Source organism: Halomonas sp. AOP30-A1-24 (assembly GCF_052378165.1).
In the GTDB taxonomy this organism is placed as follows: domain Bacteria; phylum Pseudomonadota; class Gammaproteobacteria; order Pseudomonadales; family Halomonadaceae; genus Vreelandella; species Vreelandella citrativorans.
The window spans coordinates 162,766-178,742 of the sequence record NZ_JBQSXL010000001.1; the positions used below are offsets into that span (position 1 = coordinate 162,766).

At 55.6% G+C, this 15,977-nt stretch carries 11 protein-coding genes and 1 pseudogene; 9 read left to right on the forward strand and 3 right to left on the reverse strand.

The annotated features are described in order from the left end of the window. Positions 1 to 78 precede the first annotated feature (78 nt). From typA to ACT3TJ_RS00825, 4 genes and pseudogenes are all read left to right on the forward strand, one after another. Positions 79 to 1,905, forward strand: coding sequence for a translational GTPase TypA (typA, locus tag ACT3TJ_RS00810; RefSeq protein WP_444665429.1), 1,827 nt, complete (start codon positions 79 to 81; stop codon positions 1,903 to 1,905). 318 nt (positions 1,906 to 2,223) lie between these two features. Further along, positions 2,224 to 3,657 (forward strand): sodium-dependent transporter, encoded by a 1,434-nt coding sequence (locus ACT3TJ_RS00815; protein ID WP_444621342.1) that lies wholly within the window; start codon positions 2,224 to 2,226, stop codon positions 3,655 to 3,657. A gap of 59 nt (positions 3,658 to 3,716) precedes the next feature. Next, complete coding sequence (locus ACT3TJ_RS00820) at positions 3,717 to 4,487, forward strand: ABC transporter ATP-binding protein (RefSeq protein ID WP_444621341.1); 771 nt, start codon at positions 3,717 to 3,719, stop codon at positions 4,485 to 4,487. 62 nt (positions 4,488 to 4,549) lie between these two features. Further along, positions 4,550 to 4,969: pseudogene (locus tag ACT3TJ_RS00825) on the forward strand (ATP-binding cassette domain-containing protein); the annotation flags it as partial. Positions 4,970 to 5,233: 264 nt separating this feature from the next. On the opposite strand, the gene ACT3TJ_RS00830 reads toward ACT3TJ_RS00825, so the two are convergent. Beyond that, complete coding sequence (locus tag ACT3TJ_RS00830; RefSeq protein WP_193053656.1) at positions 5,234 to 5,470, reverse strand: hypothetical protein; 237 nt, start codon at positions 5,468 to 5,470, stop codon at positions 5,234 to 5,236. Between the two features lie 67 nt (positions 5,471 to 5,537). Between ACT3TJ_RS00830 and ACT3TJ_RS00835 the strand changes: the two genes are divergently transcribed. Beyond that, positions 5,538 to 6,341: a TlpA disulfide reductase family protein gene (locus ACT3TJ_RS00835; RefSeq protein ID WP_172117734.1), complete on the forward strand. Its 804-nt coding sequence runs from the start codon at positions 5,538 to 5,540 to the stop codon at positions 6,339 to 6,341. Between the two features lie 115 nt (positions 6,342 to 6,456). Further along, on the forward strand, positions 6,457 to 9,402 hold the full coding sequence (gene rapA, locus ACT3TJ_RS00840) for an RNA polymerase-associated protein RapA (RefSeq protein ID WP_193053657.1): 2,946 nt from the start codon (positions 6,457 to 6,459) through the stop codon (positions 9,400 to 9,402). Between the two features lie 4 nt (positions 9,403 to 9,406). Here rapA and ACT3TJ_RS00845 read toward each other — a convergent pair whose 3' ends face one another. Beyond that, positions 9,407 to 10,318: a TIGR01777 family oxidoreductase gene (locus ACT3TJ_RS00845; protein WP_193053658.1), complete on the reverse strand. Its 912-nt coding sequence runs from the start codon at positions 10,316 to 10,318 to the stop codon at positions 9,407 to 9,409. A 475-nt stretch (positions 10,319 to 10,793) separates the two neighbouring features. On the opposite strand from ACT3TJ_RS00845, the gene ACT3TJ_RS00850 reads away from it, so the two are divergent. Then, the gene (locus tag ACT3TJ_RS00850) at positions 10,794 to 11,714 is read left to right on the forward strand and encodes a MerR family transcriptional regulator (protein ID WP_193053659.1); all 921 of its coding nucleotides are present in this window, start codon (positions 10,794 to 10,796) and stop codon (positions 11,712 to 11,714) included. A gap of 102 nt (positions 11,715 to 11,816) precedes the next feature. After that, complete coding sequence (gene phrB / locus ACT3TJ_RS00855; RefSeq protein ID WP_193053660.1) at positions 11,817 to 13,241, forward strand: deoxyribodipyrimidine photo-lyase; 1,425 nt, start codon at positions 11,817 to 11,819, stop codon at positions 13,239 to 13,241. On the opposite strand, the gene ACT3TJ_RS00860 is transcribed toward phrB, so the two are convergent. Continuing rightward, positions 13,238 to 15,076, reverse strand: coding sequence for a putative bifunctional diguanylate cyclase/phosphodiesterase (locus ACT3TJ_RS00860; protein WP_193053661.1), 1,839 nt, complete (start codon positions 15,074 to 15,076; stop codon positions 13,238 to 13,240). The two genes, phrB and ACT3TJ_RS00860, sit on opposite strands and share 4 nt — an antisense overlap. A gap of 374 nt (positions 15,077 to 15,450) precedes the next feature. Here ACT3TJ_RS00860 and fabA point away from each other — a divergent pair, with 374 nt between their 5' ends. After that, entirely contained in the window at positions 15,451 to 15,966 is a 516-nt protein-coding gene (fabA, locus tag ACT3TJ_RS00865) for a 3-hydroxyacyl-[acyl-carrier-protein] dehydratase FabA (protein WP_172117740.1), read from the forward strand. The last annotated feature ends 11 nt before the right edge of the window (positions 15,967 to 15,977 follow it).

Here is a 15,977-nt window from a genome sequence, read left to right on the forward strand (position 1 = left end):
CTTTATTTGAGACAAGGCTGGTAGTCGACCATACCGAGACCCTATAATGCCGCCCTATTTTCCCAGCAGGATCGCGTCGTGATCGAGAATCTTCGTAACATTGCCATCATCGCCCACGTTGACCACGGCAAAACTACCTTGGTAGACAAGCTGTTAAGTCAATCGGGCACACTAGACCGCAAGGCCGAAGCCCAAGAGCGGGTTATGGACTCCAATGACCAGGAGAAAGAGCGCGGCATTACGATCCTGGCCAAAAACACAGCCATTCAGTGGCAAGATGGCAATGGTACGGGCTATCACATCAACATCGTTGACACCCCTGGGCACGCTGACTTCGGTGGTGAAGTAGAGCGCGTTATGTCCATGGTGGATTCAGTGCTACTGCTGGTTGACGCAGTTGATGGCCCGATGCCGCAAACCCGCTTTGTGACTCAAAAAGCGTTCTCTCAAGGCCTCCAGCCGATCGTCGTGGTGAACAAGATTGACCGCCCTGGCGCACGCCCTGACTGGGTTATCGACCAGATTTTCGATCTGTTTGACAACTTGGGTGCCACCGACGAGCAGCTCGACTTCCCAATCATCTACTGCTCAGCACTCAACGGCATTGCCGGCATGGAGCCTGACGCACTTGCCGAGAACATGGACCCCATGTTCCAGTCGATTGTAGATATCGTTAAGCCGCCGCAAGTTGAAGTCGACGGTCCCTTCCAGATGCAGATTTCCGCACTGGATTACAATAGCTACGTGGGTGTTATCGGTCTTGGCCGCATCAAGCGCGGCAGTGTCAAGCCGGGCCAACAGATCACCGTCATCACCAAGGAAGGCGCTACCCGCAAAGGTAAAGTCGGCCAGGTCATGACGCACATGGGTCTGGAGCGTGTACAAACGACCGAAGCGACCGCAGGTGACATCGTTTGTATCACCGGCATCGAAGATCTGGCGATTTCCGATACGCTGTGCGACAACAGTGCCGTTGAAGCCCTGCCGCCGCTTTCCGTTGATGAGCCGACCGTGTCCATGACCTTCCAGGTCAATGACTCGCCGTTCGCCGGTAAAGAAGGCAAGTACGTCACCAGCCGTAATATCAAGGATCGTCTTGATCAAGAGCTGATTCACAACGTGGCACTGCGCGTTGAACAGGGCGACACCCCTGAAAAATTCAAGGTTTCCGGGCGCGGCGAGCTTCACTTGTCGGTACTGATCGAAACCATGCGTCGTGAAGGCTTTGAGCTGGCCGTTGGCCGCCCTGAAGTTATCATCAAAGAGATCGACGGCGAGAAGCAGGAACCCTACGAAGAAGTCATCATCGACTGTGAAGAGCAGCACCAGGGCTCGATCATGGAAGAGCTTGGCTATCGTAAGGGTGAACTAACCAACATGAACCCGGATGGTAAAGGCCGTGTTCGTTTGGACTTCATCATTCCTGCACGTGGTTTGATCGGTTTCCGTGGTCAGTTCCTGACCCTGACATCCGGCACCGGCATCTTGACCAGCCGCTTTGACCACTACGGCCCGCTGAAGCCCGATGCGTCTATCGAACGTCGTAACGGCGTTCTGGTCTCCATGGTAGGCGGCAAGGCGCTGGCCTATGCCCTTTACGCGCTGCAAGAGCGTGGCAAGCTGATCATCGATCACGCTACCGAAGTCTACGAAGGCATGCTGATCGGTATTAACAACCGTGCCAACGACATGGTGGTTAACCCGACCAAGGGTAAAAAGCTCGATAACATGCGCTCCACCGGTAACGATGAAAACATCGTCCTGACGCCGCCGATCAAGTTCACGCTGGAACAGGCCATTGAATTTCTGGATTCCGATGAGCTGGTGGAAGTCACTCCGACGCACATCCGCCTGCGCAAGAAGCACCTGACAGAGAACGAGCGTAAGCGCGCTGGCAAGAAATAAGTCAGCTGAGCAAACGCTCAACAAGCTCTAAAGCAAGACCGAAAGCCCGCCACCGTGCGGGCTTCCTTGTATCTGGGGAGCGCTCTTTGCAAACGTTTGCGCCATTCATTGCCCCGCGGCTACCTCCGCTACTCTTTTTTAAAGCCCCGCCAAGTGCACCAATAAACGCAGCCTAAACGCCAAGGCGCTGGAAAGCGCACGCATTCTACCGCACAGTAGCTTACAACTGGCGACGCCAAAGCTTTCTGCCAAACTGCAATACATACAGGCATTTGGATACCGATCTTTGCCTATCACTTGCACAGGAACACTCTGTACATGAGTGGACACAACGTCTGGACGCACAAGGGTACTTTTTTACTGGCGGCGGTAGGCTCCGCCGTGGGCTTGGGCAATCTTTGGCGTTTCCCGTATTTAACCGGTGAAAACGGTGGCGGGGCGTTTATCCTGGTGTATGCCGCCACCATTTTGGCCGTCGGCACTCCTATCCTGATCGCCGAGACCATGCTGGGCCGCACCAGCCGTCAGAGCCCTATTATGGGCATGCGGCACTTAACCAAAACGCACAAAGCCTCGCGCGCCTGGGAGTTAATCGGCTGGCTGGGCGCGGCTTCGGCTTTTTTGATTTTAAGCTTTTACTCGGTCATCGCTGGCTGGGCACTGCACTACACCGGGCTCATGCTGACCGGCTCGCTTGTAGGTGCCGACGCGCAAACGATGGCGGCGAGTTTTGACGCACTACTGGCGTCACCTTCCCTTATGACGCTGTATCACACGCTGTTCATTGCGGCGTCTGCACTCATCGTCAGCATGGGCGTTCACCGAGGAATTGAGACGGGCCTGCGCATTATGATGCCAGCGCTGTGCATTATTCTGACAGTAGTGCTTGTTTACAGTGTGATGAATGGCGATATACGTGCGGCGGCGCGCTTTCTGTTGACCTTTAACATCGCGGACCTGAGCCTTGAGGGCTGGCTACAAGCCGTGGGGCAGTCCTTCTTTACGCTAAGCCTGGGGATGGGCGCTATTATGGCCTACGGCGCCTATATGCCCGGCGATGCCTCTCTTACGCGCACCGCCATTGGCGTGGCCATAGTGGATACGGCGATTGCCATGGTGGCAGGGCTAGCGATTTTCGCGCTGGTATTTGGGGCAGGGCTTGAAACCGGCCAGGGTCCAGGGCTGATGTTTGTGACGTTGCCCCTTGCCTTCGCTGAAATGCCGCTGGGGGCGCTAATCGGCGGCGTCTTCTTTATTTTAGTGCTGGGGGCTGCGATCAGCTCCTCCATCTCACTTATCGAGCCCGTGGCCGCTTTTCTGGTCGAGCGCTTCAACCTTACCCGGCCCCAGGCAGTCATCATGGTGGTGGTGGCGGCTTGGGCAATGGGACTGCTCACCGTCGCAAGCTTTAACATCGGCGCAGAAGACAGTCTTTTCCACCATCTATTTGGCCGCAGCGCCTTTGATGTTATCGAACTATTGACCAATATCTTTATGCCGCTGGGTGGCCTGATGATTGCGCTATTCGCGGGCTGGGTGCTCACCCAAAGCGAAGTGATGAAAGAGCTGGATACTACCCATGGCTGGTTTATTAGCTGGCGGTTTCTAGTGCGTTTTGTTGCCCCTACCGCGGTCGCGTTTGTCTTTTTACGCACTATTCCCCAGGTTGAGGGCTATATGATTCCTGCGTTTGGCGCACTGTTGCTGGTCGGCCTCTTTGCGCTTAGCCAACGACGCCAAAAACCGCGCTGATCAGCGCCCTACAATAACAATACAGACGACCCAATGGTCGCCTACATCACGAGGGCACTATGCATCCTCTTATTGAAGTACAGCAGGTGAACAAGGCGTTTGGTGGATTACAGGTGATTAACGACTGCTCCATTCGCGTCGAGAAAGGCTCAATTACCGGCATGATCGGCCCTAATGGGGCAGGTAAATCGACCCTGTTTAATCTGATCGCTGGTTCCCTGACGCCGGATAGCGGCCATGTATTTCTCAACGGTGACGATATTACCGCGCTCAGCGCCAACCAACGCTTCCACAAGGGGCTTTTACGCACCTTCCAGATTGCCCATGAATTTAGCCAAATGAGTGCGCTGGAAAATCTGATGATGGTGCCGCCTCATCAGGCGGGAGAAAGCTTATTCAACACGTGGTTTAAACCGGCACGGGTGCGTGAAGAAGAAGCGGCGGTCCGAAAACGTGCGCTTGAGGTCATCGAGTTTGTCGGCCTGCACCATGTCCGCAATGAGCTGGCAGGCAACCTGTCTGGCGGGCAAAAAAAGCTGTTAGAGCTTGGCCGCACCATGATGACGGATGCCAAGGTCGTGCTGCTTGATGAAATTGCCGCAGGCGTTAACCGCACCCTGCTGGGCGACTTGATCAGCAATATTGAGCGTTTGAATCGCGATTTGGGTTACACCTTTTTAGTGATCGAACACGACATGGACATGATTGCCCGGCTATGCGACCCGGTGATTGTCCTGGCTCAAGGGAGCGTGATGGTCGAGGGGCATATTCAGGATATTCAAAATAACCCAGAGGTGATTGAAGCTTACTTTGGCACCGACGCTGCCTGATCAAACGCTCCCTATAAACGACAACAAGCCGCTTAAAAGCGATGCAGCGAGATACTTTTGCCATGTCATTAACAACATCAACGACGCCACTGCTTGAGGCACGCAATGTGCACGGTGGTTATGGCGCCATGAACATCCTTAACGGGGTGAACATGTCACTTTATGCCCATGAAGTGGGCGTTATTGTCGGGCCCAACGGCGCTGGCAAGTCGACCATGCTCAAAGCCGTATTTGGATTGTTAAACGTTAGTCAGGGCGACATTCTGCTCAACGGCGAGCCCATTCATAATCTGGCCTCCAATAAACTTGTTGAGCGCGGAATGGGCTTTGTCCCCCAGGAGAAAAACGTTTTCCCAAGCCTTACCGTTAAGGAAAACCTGGAGATGGGCGCCTATCTCAAGCCCCACAACGTCAAGCGCATGCTGGAGCAGGTATACGCGTTTTTCCCGCCATTGGTAGAGAAGCGCCATCAGCCCGCCGGTGGGCCGCAACGGTAGTGGCTAATGCGCGCCTTATTGATCATATTATTTGTCGCTCCCAGTGAGATAGCCCGTCCTGCGCAAGCGCAGAAACTTCCTCTAATTTGGAACCACAACGTTAAAAATACAAGCAACACTTTCTAACGCTACTTTGATGGTTTATCGACTACGCGCTGCATCTATAACCAGCGTAACAGGCGTTAAAGCACCGCCATCTGTAAGAGCAGTACGCACAGCATTAGCCAACCCAGCCACCGCCTGCATCCTTTACTCATGGCGGCTATTACCCACCCGCTGGTCTTGTTGTTTACGCTGTCGATTACGGCGGTACACGCGCACCAGCGCAATACTTAGCGCCGCGGCTAACATGAAGCCCAAGGTGAGTCCTTGCCAGGGCCGTGCCGCACTTTCCAATAGCGTCTCCAGCGTGATGATAACGATCAGGCCCAACGCCTGAGAACCAATAGCCAGCGCGCGCAGCACGTCAAAGGCGGGTTGTGACATAGTCAGACTCCGTAATTTTCAACTCACGTGGTATGGTCTCGTAGTGTACCTGCTTATCGGAAAGACCATGAATGCCATTGCCCTTGGGCCGCTATTGATTTCATTACCCAGGTTATACGCCATCGGCTGTGCGCTGCTGGTGCTACTGTCGGCGCGTTACTTACTGCGCTTACCACCGCCACTGTTAAATCGCTGGTTCACCGGGCTAATCCTTGCCTGGTTAATCGGGGCGCGTATCGCGCACATTACGCTTCACCTGGAGAGCTATAGTGCCAATCCGCTTGATGCACTTAAAGTCTGGCAACCGGGATACCACGGCATCGGCGGATTATTGACCGGCTTGCTATGGTCCGCTTGGACGCTTCGCAAGCGGCTTTCAGCGTTACTTGGGAGCACCGTCATTCTGCTCTGCGCCTCGGGTCTATGGCTTATGCTGGTATCCCTGTCGCCCTTGGGTAGCGCATCTGCCGTCAGCCAATTACCCGAAATCCACCTGGAAAACGTAGACGGCGCCGACGTGTACCTGCCCGACCTGGCAGACGGCAGCGACCGGGTGATTGTTAACCTCTGGGCCACCTGGTGCCCACCCTGCCGACGCGAAATGCCATTACTCGAAGAGGCTGCCCAGCGCGAAGGCGTAAGCGTCGCGGTCGTTAACCAAGGGGAAGATTTGTTGCCTATCGTGCGTTATTTGGACGCAGAAGGGTTGGATTTTACCCATGCACTGCGCGACCCAGGCCAAACGCTGATGGCCCTGTTTGAAGCGCCCGGGCTACCCACTACAGTGCTTTTTGATGGCCAGGGCACTACCTTGGATATCCACGTTGGCGAGCTTACCCGTGCCCATCTTGAACACTGGTTGGAAGATTGACGCCGATACACCTTAATCCCCCGGCGCCTTTGCGTTAGAATCCCCCGCCCTACCGCTGCTGATGGCGTGCCCTCGGCAGCGTATGACCCGTTTTTGTAGACTTCCCCGAGGCATCATGAGCGATTTTTCACCCGGCCAGCGCTGGATTAGCGACGGCGAAGCCGAGCTTGGGCTTGGCACCGTGCTTAACTGCGACTTCCGTAGCGTTACCATCTTGTTCAGTGCCAGCCAGGAAACCCGAACCTATAACACGCGCCAGGCGCCGTTGACCCGCGTGATGTTCGGCAGCGGCGATCGGGTACTGTCGGCCGATGGCTGGCAGATGATCGTTGATGACAGCAAAGAGTCTCACGGCCTGATTACCTATATCGGTGAGGACAGCGAAGGCACGCCGCGCGAACTTCCCGAAGCCAAGCTGGCTGACACCATGCAGTTTGATCAGGCACGTGATCGCCTGCTGACAGGCCAGGTAGACCGCAACGACTGGTTTGATCTGCGCTTTCGGACGCTGCACCATCACCAGCGCATCGAGCAGCACAACGCCCTGGGCTTTGCCGGGCCGCGCATCGATTTGATTCCGCACCAGCTGTATATCGCCGACGAAGTTGCTCGCCGTCATGCACCGCGCGTGCTTCTGGCGGATGAAGTAGGCCTGGGGAAAACCATTGAAGCCGGACTGATTCTGCACCGCCTGCTGCTGACCGGCCGTATTGAGCGGGCGCTTATATTGGTGCCCGACAGCCTGACCCACCAGTGGCTGGTGGAGCTTCTGCGCCGCTTCTCGCTGAATGTCAGCCTGCTTGATGAGCATCAAAGCCAGGCCCATGGCAGCGCCAACCCGTTTGAGAGCGCCCAGCTAGTGCTGGCAAGCCAGGGCTGGCTGTTTGCCAACATTCATCGCCAGGACCAGGCGCTAGCCAGCCGTTTTGACCTGCTGATTGTCGATGAAGCTCACCACCTGGACTGGAGCGCCGAGGGTAGCGGCCCAGGTTATCAATGTGTTGAGCAGCTCGCTGCTGAAATTCCTGGCCTGCTGCTGTTAACGGCCACACCTGAGCAAATGGGTATTGAAAGCCACTTTGCCCGCCTACGCCTGCTGGACGCCGAACGCTATCACGACCTGGAGCGCTTCAAAGACGAAGAGCGCCACTACACCGCTGTCGCCAGCGCCATTGACGCTTTAGATGAATTGCCTGCCACGCCGGATGCCCGTGCCCGAATAGATGCCGTCGCCGACGACCGCGACAGCCAGGCGCTGCTGGCAACGCTGTGTAACGCTGAAGCCAGCACAGAGCAGCACGATGCGGCCCGTCATCAACTGCGTGACGCCTTGCTTGACCGCCATGGCACGGGGCGGGTGATGTTCCGCAATAGCCGCCGTCATGTTGGCGGCTTTCCCGAGCGTCGCCTGCACCTCTCCTCGCTTGAGCTACCCTCCGCGTATCGCCGCGTGCTGCGCCGCCTGGAGCGTGATGACGACTACCTGGACGAGCTGCTGATCGAAACCGGCATGGATCATCCGGATGTCTTGATCTATCCGGATGCCATGTACCGTGAGCTCAGCAACGATCCGCTCAACGGTGAAGCCTGGTGGCATATCGACCCACGGGTTAACTGGCTGCTGGATAAGCTCAGCGACGATAGCGAAACAGGCTTTGCCAACGACAAAGTACTGGTCATTGCCCACCATCGTGAAACCGCCGAGGGGCTGGCTGAAGGGCTGCGCGTGCTGGGCGGCTATCAGGCGCCGGTCTTCCATGAAGGGCTTTCACTGGTTGAGCGTGACCGCGCCGCCGCCGCTTTTGCCGATGAAGAAGAGGGCGTGCAGGTACTCGTCTGCTCGGAGATTGGCTCAGAGGGGCGCAACTTCCAGTTCTGCCGCCACTTGGTCATGTTCGATATGCCCCAGCACCCTGACCAACTGGAGCAGCGCATTGGCCGTCTGGACCGTATCGGCCAGAAGCACGCCATTGAGCTTCACGTGCCCAGCTTTATTGGCAGCCCCGGCGAGCGGCTGCTGCGCTGGTATAACGAAGGCATGGATGCGTTCAGTGCCCCCCATGGCATCGGCAGCGACCTCTACGAGGCCTTTGGCGATGCACTTGCCGATGCGCTTCTCGACGATGAAACGCTGGACGAAATCATCGTTGAAACACGGGAAATGTTTACCGCCAAGCTGGCCGAACGCGATGCCGGGCGCAACCGCCTGCTGGAACTTAACGCCTGTCGGCCAGCACGCGCCCAAGAGGTGATTAGCGCTGTACGCGAGTTGGATGAAGATACCGCGCTCCCACGTTATGTAGAGCGCGCGCTGGACGTATTTGGCGTGGACAGCCAGGAGATCGGCAAAGGGCTTCTTCACTTGCAGCCCAGCCAGCATATGCTGGACGGACTGCCTGGCCTGGTGAAAGGCGAAGAGGGCTTTACTGCGACCTATAGCCGTGCCCAAGCGCTTGCGCGGGATGATATTCAACGCCTTTCGTGGGAGCATCCGCTGCTGCGCGAAATGATGGAGCGTATTCTGGACGGCACCATGGGCAACACGGCCCTGGCACTGCTGCGTCACACGGCCATCCCCAGTGGGCGGCTAATGGCAGAGCTTGTCTTCCGCACCCACTGCCCGGCGCCGAAGTCACTGCACCTTAACCGCTTCTTGCCGCCCACCGCCGTACGCGTTCTGCTGGATGAATCAGGTGCCAACCTGACCAGCAAAATCTCGTTCACGGGGCTTGGCAAAAACCTGCAAAAGGTCAATAAATCGCTAGCGCGGGATTTAATTAAAAGCCGCCACGATCAGTTGCGTGAGCTGCTTATTCAGGGTGAAGGCGAGGCAGAACGTGAGCTGCCCAGTATTGTAGAGGCCGCTGAAACGCGCATGCGCGCCCAGTTGGATGCCGAGCTTGCCCGCCTAACAGCGCTAGCCGAGCATAACCCCTCGGTACGCGCTGAAGAGCTGGATGCCCTGAAGCAGGAGCGCCAGGCGCTGAGCGAGGCGATAGAAAATACTCGCCTGCGGCTGGACTCCGTTCGGGTCGTGATTACCGTTGACCCCAACGCCTAAGCGCTCAATCTCGCCTTAATATCTCGGCCAGCGCCTTATCGAGTGTCGGGTACTGAAATTCAAACCCCGCCTCGATAAGGCGCGCCGGGCGCATGTCAGCCCCGGTTAGCAGCAGCCGAGACATTTCCCCCAGGCCTGCTTTTAACACAAAGGCAGGCACGGGGAGTATGGCCGGGCGGTTAAGCCGTTTGGCTAGCGTTTTGGAAAACTCGGCATTAGTGGCTGGGTGCGGCGCACTGCCGTTAAAGGCGCCATTAAGGTCCTCTTTTTCCAGCAGGAACACAATCGCGTCCACCAGATCCTCGCGATGAATCCAAGGCATATACTGCTCACCACTGCCAAAACGTCCGCCTAGCCCCAGCTTAAACGGCGGCAGCATTTTCTGGAGTGCTCCACCTCCTGCATCCAGCACCAGCCCCGTTCGCAGAAGCGCCAAACGTACGCCGAGCGCTTCAACAGGCTTTGCGGCGGCTTCCCACTTAACGCATAGCCGGTGGGCAAATTCATCGTGCGCGGTAGTGTCTTCGGTAACGACACGCCTACCTTGATCACCGTAGTAACCCATGGCCGAGCCACTTACCATCACCTTAGGCAAGGGCTGCCCATTGGCCTGAAGCTCTTCACATAGCGTAACGAGCTGGTGAGTCATGTGGGTGCGTGACTGAATAAGCGTCTCTTTCTGCGCATCACTCCACCGTTTAGCAGCAATCGGCTCACCGGCGAGGTTAACGATTGCCTCGGGCGGCGCCGCTAAAAAATCAAGCACGCTGGCGCGAATATCGCACTCGCGAGGCAACCGCTTACGCGCTTTCTGCGGGTCTCTTGATACCACTTGTACGGCATGTCCTTGGCCTTGCAGCTTTTCGCAAAGGCGTTTTCCGACAAAACCGCTGCCTCCGGTGACTAATATACGCATGGTGTTGCTCCTGTTGTGACGCCGCGCAAATACGCGCTAGCCACGCGCTTGCTTCTTCACCAGGCATAGCAGGCCATTCCCAGCACGGCAAACACTCAGGTTGGCTTACTACTCACTAATGTAGCGTTAAGTACACTACCTATACACTAACCGCACCTAAACATTCCCAAGGATAGCTTTGGTAGTATCTATGTAGAAGTTGATAGCAATATAACCCTTGGCTATAGAAGCATAACAAGTAAGCTACCCCAGTAACATCACACACTTAGGCCCGACGTGACGTTTCACCAAGACCTCCTGTACAGACAAAGGTTGTACCTGATAGCGACAAGTTGTACAAAGAGAGCTACGATAGCGCGTTATTTTTATGTGTATTCAAGCGACACAACATGGATTGTGAATCATTTTTGCCCCAGAGAATGCAAATAGCCTTTTGTATCCTGCGGCTTCAGACGACCAAGAGGCACAGGCGCCCATGAGTATCAAGGCGACCCACCCACCCGATACCCCGCTCTATCCGATCCGGGAAGTCTCCCGTTTAACGGGTGTGAATTCGGTCACCCTGCGCGCCTGGGAGCGTCGCTACGGTTTGATTCGCCCTAAACGTACACCTAAAGGGCATCGCTTATACGCCCAGGATGATATCACCCGCATTGAACGTATTTTGCAGTGGCTCAACCGAGGCGTTCCCGTTAGCCAAGTCGTTGACCTGCTTGACCAGCCAGAAACGGTAGAAACCCCCGCGCCCAATGCCGGCGATTGGATTAGCCAGCGTCAGCAGCTGCAGGTGGCGATAGAAGCGCTCGACTTACCCAGGCTTGAGACGCTTTATTATCAGAGCCTGGCCCTGTACCCGCTAAGCACAGCAGTAAGCGAGCTCTGGCAGCCGGTCATCCTGGCACTGGAAGCCAAGTGGACGATTCAGCCAGACATTTTGGCACGACGGACACTTGAAGCCTTTTTACGTAGTCAAGTGGGCACACGCCTTCATTACGCGAACCAGGCCACGCGTGGGCCTTTACTGCTGCTGGCTGCCATGCCCGACGACCAAGGCCCTCTATGGGTATTGATCGTCGCCTTGATGGCCAGCGAGCAGGGTTACCGTATACAGATGTTTGATCACACGCTGCCTCTTGAAGCATTGCCCCAAGCGGTGACTCGGCTACATGCCTCAATGGTGCTGCTAACGAGCGGCCAGCGAGAAAGCGATAGCTATATTCATACGGTACTACCCAATGCAGCCGAGGCGCTTAGCGTTCCACTGGGTATCTGCGGTGAAGTCGCCCGGCTGCGTGATAGCGAGCTGCGTGATAGCCCCGTGCATACGCTAGGTGATGAGCTCCCCCAAGCCATTGCACGCCTGCGCCCACTGCTACGTGAGTCTGGCGTTTTATAGACCATTTAACCCCTTGTGCCAGCGATGGGCTTTAAATGTCGTTAGATGAGTGGCCGCACGGAGATGGTTTTTGAAATGGTTTTTCACCGCGCCGGAGGCAACATGGACGTTCAATTAGTTTGGTTACGTAGCGATCTGCGCATTCATGACAACACAGCCTTGGCTGCTGCGGCGACTAAAGGCCCGGTGATTGCCGTCTTTCTTCGCAGCGTGGCCCAGTGGCAATCCCACGACCATGGTGCTAACAAGATCGACTTTTGGGCGCGCGGTGTAGCGGCCGTTAAAGATGCCCTTCACGGGCTTAACATTCCTCTCTTGCACCGCGACATCGGCCACTATCGAGAGGCGCCCAAGGCGCTCCTCGACATTGCCCGCGAGTACTCGGTTAAACAGCTACACTTTAACTACCAATACCCGTTAAACGAACAGCAGCGCGATAACGCGGTGTTGGGCGCCTTTAAAGAAGCTGGTATTACCGCTCATGGGTATCATGACAGCGTGGCGTTCGCGCCCGGCACGCTGCTAACCGGCAAAGGCGACTATTACGGTGTTTTTACGCCTTTTTCCAAGGCCTGGCATAAGCAGATCAGTGCTGAACAGCTGGCTTTACGCGATACGCCAGAACCTCAACAGCGTTTACCGATTAAAAGCGATACATTACCAGGTCTCCCCAGGCTCGATGACACACCGGTCGATCATCAACAATGGCCTGCTGGAGCGGAAATAGCAGGCGATTACCTGGCACGGTTTTTACGTTTTCGTGGCCGCCACTACCGCCAGCAACGCGACATTCCAAATGTATGCGGCACCAGCGAGCTTTCACCCTACCTCGCACTGGGGATGATATCGCACCGCCAGTGCATGCAAGCGGTGATGAGCGAGAACAGCGGACACTTGGCCGATGGCGATGCCGGGCTTACCACATGGGTCAACGAGCTTATCTGGCGCGAGTTTTATCAGCACGTTGCGGTAGGCTTTCCTGAGGTATGCCGCCATCAACCGTTCCAGAAGCATACCCAACAGCTTGCCTGGCGCGATGATGACGCAGGTTTTAACGCCTGGTGCGAAGGGCGCACAGGCTACCCACTGGTGGATGCCGCGATGCGCCAGTTGGTCGCCACGGGATGGATGCATAACCGACTACGCATGGTGACAGCGATGTTTTTGAGCAAGCATTTGCTGATCGATTGGCGACGCGGCGAGGCGTTTTTTATGCGCCACCTGGTAGACGGTGAGTTTTGCGCTAATAACGGTGGCTGGCAATGGGCGGCGTCAACAGGCACCGACTCAGCACCTTATTTTCGAATCTTTAACCCTACCACCCAATCCAAACGCTTTGACCCAGACGGGGAGTTTATTGCTCGCTGGCTCCCTGAGCTTGGCACATTGCCAGCCAAGGCACGTCATGCGCCGCCGCACGATATGCTTACCCAATTGGATTACCCTGAGCCCATCGTTGAGCATAAGGCAGCTCGTCAGCGGGCGTTAGATGCCTTTAAAGCCCTTTCCAAATCGCCAGGCGGCTAGACCGCGGCCGCTTCAAGGAGTGGCGATGCCCAGCGCTGTTCCAGCTCAGCGGCAGGCATCGGCCTGGCGAAATAGAAGCCTTGCACGATAGTGCAGCCCGCATCCACCAGAAACAGGCACTGCTCCAGGGTTTCGACCCCTTCGGCGACGACGTCAAGCCCCATACCTTCGGCCATCGCGAGCACCGCCTTGACGATAGCGGCGTCCGCTTTGCTATTGGGTAGCTCTCGGATAAACGCACGATCCAGCTTGATTTTATCGACCGGCAGCCGCTTAAGATAACCAAGCGACGAGTAGCCGGTTCCGAAGTCATCAATGGCAATGGCATATCCCTGCTCACTTAGCGTTTTTAATCGAGGCCCCATATCGCCTGCGCGTTCATCCAGCAGTACCGACTCGGTTAGCTCCAGGCCAATCTGCGAAGGTTCCAGCTGGTAGCGCTTTAAGCAGGTGTTTAGCTGCGTCTCTAAATCGCCCTGGAAAAGCTGCAACGCGGAAATATTGACCCAGATGGTCAACCCTGACATGCCGCTGTGTTGCCAATGGGCCTGCTGGGCGCAAGCCTTTTCAATCACCCAGCTTCCCAGTTCTGCCATTAACCCATGGCGTTCGGCCAAGGGGATAAAATCGCCCGGTGAAATCATGCCATCCAAGGGATGGCGCCAGCGTAATAGCGCCTCCATCCCCAACAACTCACCGGTGCCGGGGTGGTGCTGGGTTTGGTAATGTAGCTCAAGTTGATCACCAGATATCAGCGCGGCACGCAGGTCACTGACCAGAGCAAGCTGTGGGTTATCCTGCTTATCCAGCGCCGGGCGAAAACGCAGGCTATGGTTACGGCCTAATCGTTTGGCACTATAAAGTGCCGACTCCAAACGCTGAAAAAGCACCCCCGAATCACGCCCATCTTCTGGAGCACGGCAGCTGCCAATGGTAACGCCCAAACGCAGCAGGTGATCACTCACTTCAAAAGGCCGACACATATGCTCACGCAGTGATACAATCCATGGGTCGTGATCATCAAACGTGGTGGTACGGATAACCATGAATTCATCACCGCCCAAACGCCCGACCACGCTACCCGCGACATAGCCTGCAAGCCGCTGGGCAAAACACGCCAGCAGGCGGTCGCCTTGCTCGATGCCCAGGCTGTCGTTAACCGACTTCAAACCATCGATATCGATCAGAGCAATATCTAAACTCTCGCCTGCGCGTAAATGGCGCAAGCGAGATGTCATTAAGTCGTGCAGGCGGCGACGGTTGGGCAAGCCGGTTAGTGGGTCTTCGTATCCAATCCGCCGCAAATCATGTTCGCGGGCTTTTTGCACTGAGATATCGGTGAACAGGCTAATAAAGTGGCTAATATTGCCCTGTTTATCGGTAACCGCGCGTACTTTTAACCATTCAGGATACTCATCGCCGTGTTTGCGGCGATTCCACATTTCCCCTTCCCAGCGTCCCGTCGCTTTTAGCGTGCTCCAAAAGTTTTGATAAAACACTTTATCGTGACGAGGAGCGGCCAGTGTTTCCAGCTTGCGGCCCACTATTTCCTGGCTGTTATAGCCGGTAATTTCTGTAAAGGCTGGATTAACGGCCATGATCCGATTATCGGCATCACAGACCACTATCGCATCGCTTGCCAGGTTAATTGCGCTTTGGGACAGTTGATAACGCTGGCGCTGCTGACGCACTTGGCACCACATATCCCACAACCCAAAAATAACCAGGCTCGCAGCTACCATGCGTAACATCGCATCGGTTAACCAGATACAAGCTGGCAGCGCCGCTAATGCTACCCAAACCAACGGTCGATTAAGAGAAATTGGTAGCCACATGGCGGTTCGCTATATCCTGTCACTAAAAACTAACACTAATTAAATAAACATAATTTTCTAGCAGCATACCCATCCTGTCCTGGACCAAAGGCTTGAATAACGCATATAACGTTAATAAGCCGTTTATCCAGGCCAACTTACTGATGCCGATGGGGCGTAAAAGCTTACCTTAAAACCTCTATTACTTAATAAAAAAACGTTCGATGTACGCGATAGGTAGTGACTTACGTGCATTCGTCTGTTTCGGGAAGTAGACTAGCTAGACCTTGCGGGCCGTGTCTCGACACTGCATTTCCGTGCTATGCTCCGGTGCTACACCTCAGCTATAGGTGCCGCACGCGGCCAACAATCATTTTGAAACTCGGAACGATTCAGTGACCAAGCAACATTCCTTTGATCGCGAAGAACTGCTGGCCTGCTCACGCGGCGAGCTATTTGGACCCGGTAACGCGCAGCTTCCGGCTCCCAACATGCTAATGCTCGACCGTATCGCACACATTCATGAAGAAGGCGGTGAGTACGGCAAAGGCGAGCTGATCGCCGAGCTGGATATCTCTCCTGACCTGTGGTTTTTTGACTGCCACTTTCCAGGTGATCCGGTGATGCCCGGCTGCCTGGGCCTGGATGCCATGTGGCAGTTAGTGGGTTTCTACCTGGGTTGGCTGGGTCACCCAGGGCGCGGACGCGCACTTGGCTGTGGCGAGGTAAAATTCAGTGGCCAGATCATGCCAGATGCGAAAAAAGTAACTTACCGCATTAATATAAAGCGTATTATTACCCGTCGACTTATTTTGGGCATTGCTGACGGCACCGTTTCCGTCGACGGACGCGATATATACCAGGCTAATGATTTACGCGTTGGCCTATTCACCTCTACTGCGAATTTCTAACAGGAGGCTCC

Bases quoted from the DNA above. Each gene is read 5' to 3' on its own strand.
- rapA (WP_193053657.1), top strand. From the start codon at position 6,457: ATGAGCGATTTTTCACCCGGCCAGCGCTGGATTAGCGACGGCGAAGCC.
- ACT3TJ_RS00860 (WP_193053661.1), bottom strand. From the start codon at position 15,076: ATGTGGCTACCAATTTCTCTTAATCGACCGTTGGTTTGGGTAGCATTA.
- ACT3TJ_RS00845 (WP_193053658.1), bottom strand. From the start codon at position 10,318: ATGCGTATATTAGTCACCGGAGGCAGCGGTTTTGTCGGAAAACGCCTT.
- ACT3TJ_RS00835 (WP_172117734.1), top strand. From the start codon at position 5,538: ATGAATGCCATTGCCCTTGGGCCGCTATTGATTTCATTACCCAGGTTA.
- phrB (WP_193053660.1), top strand. From the start codon at position 11,817: ATGGACGTTCAATTAGTTTGGTTACGTAGCGATCTGCGCATTCATGAC.
- ACT3TJ_RS00820 (WP_444621341.1), top strand. From the start codon at position 3,717: ATGCATCCTCTTATTGAAGTACAGCAGGTGAACAAGGCGTTTGGTGGA.
- ACT3TJ_RS00815 (WP_444621342.1), top strand. From the start codon at position 2,224: ATGAGTGGACACAACGTCTGGACGCACAAGGGTACTTTTTTACTGGCG.
- ACT3TJ_RS00850 (WP_193053659.1), top strand. From the start codon at position 10,794: ATGAGTATCAAGGCGACCCACCCACCCGATACCCCGCTCTATCCGATC.
- ACT3TJ_RS00830 (WP_193053656.1), bottom strand. From the start codon at position 5,470: ATGTCACAACCCGCCTTTGACGTGCTGCGCGCGCTGGCTATTGGTTCT.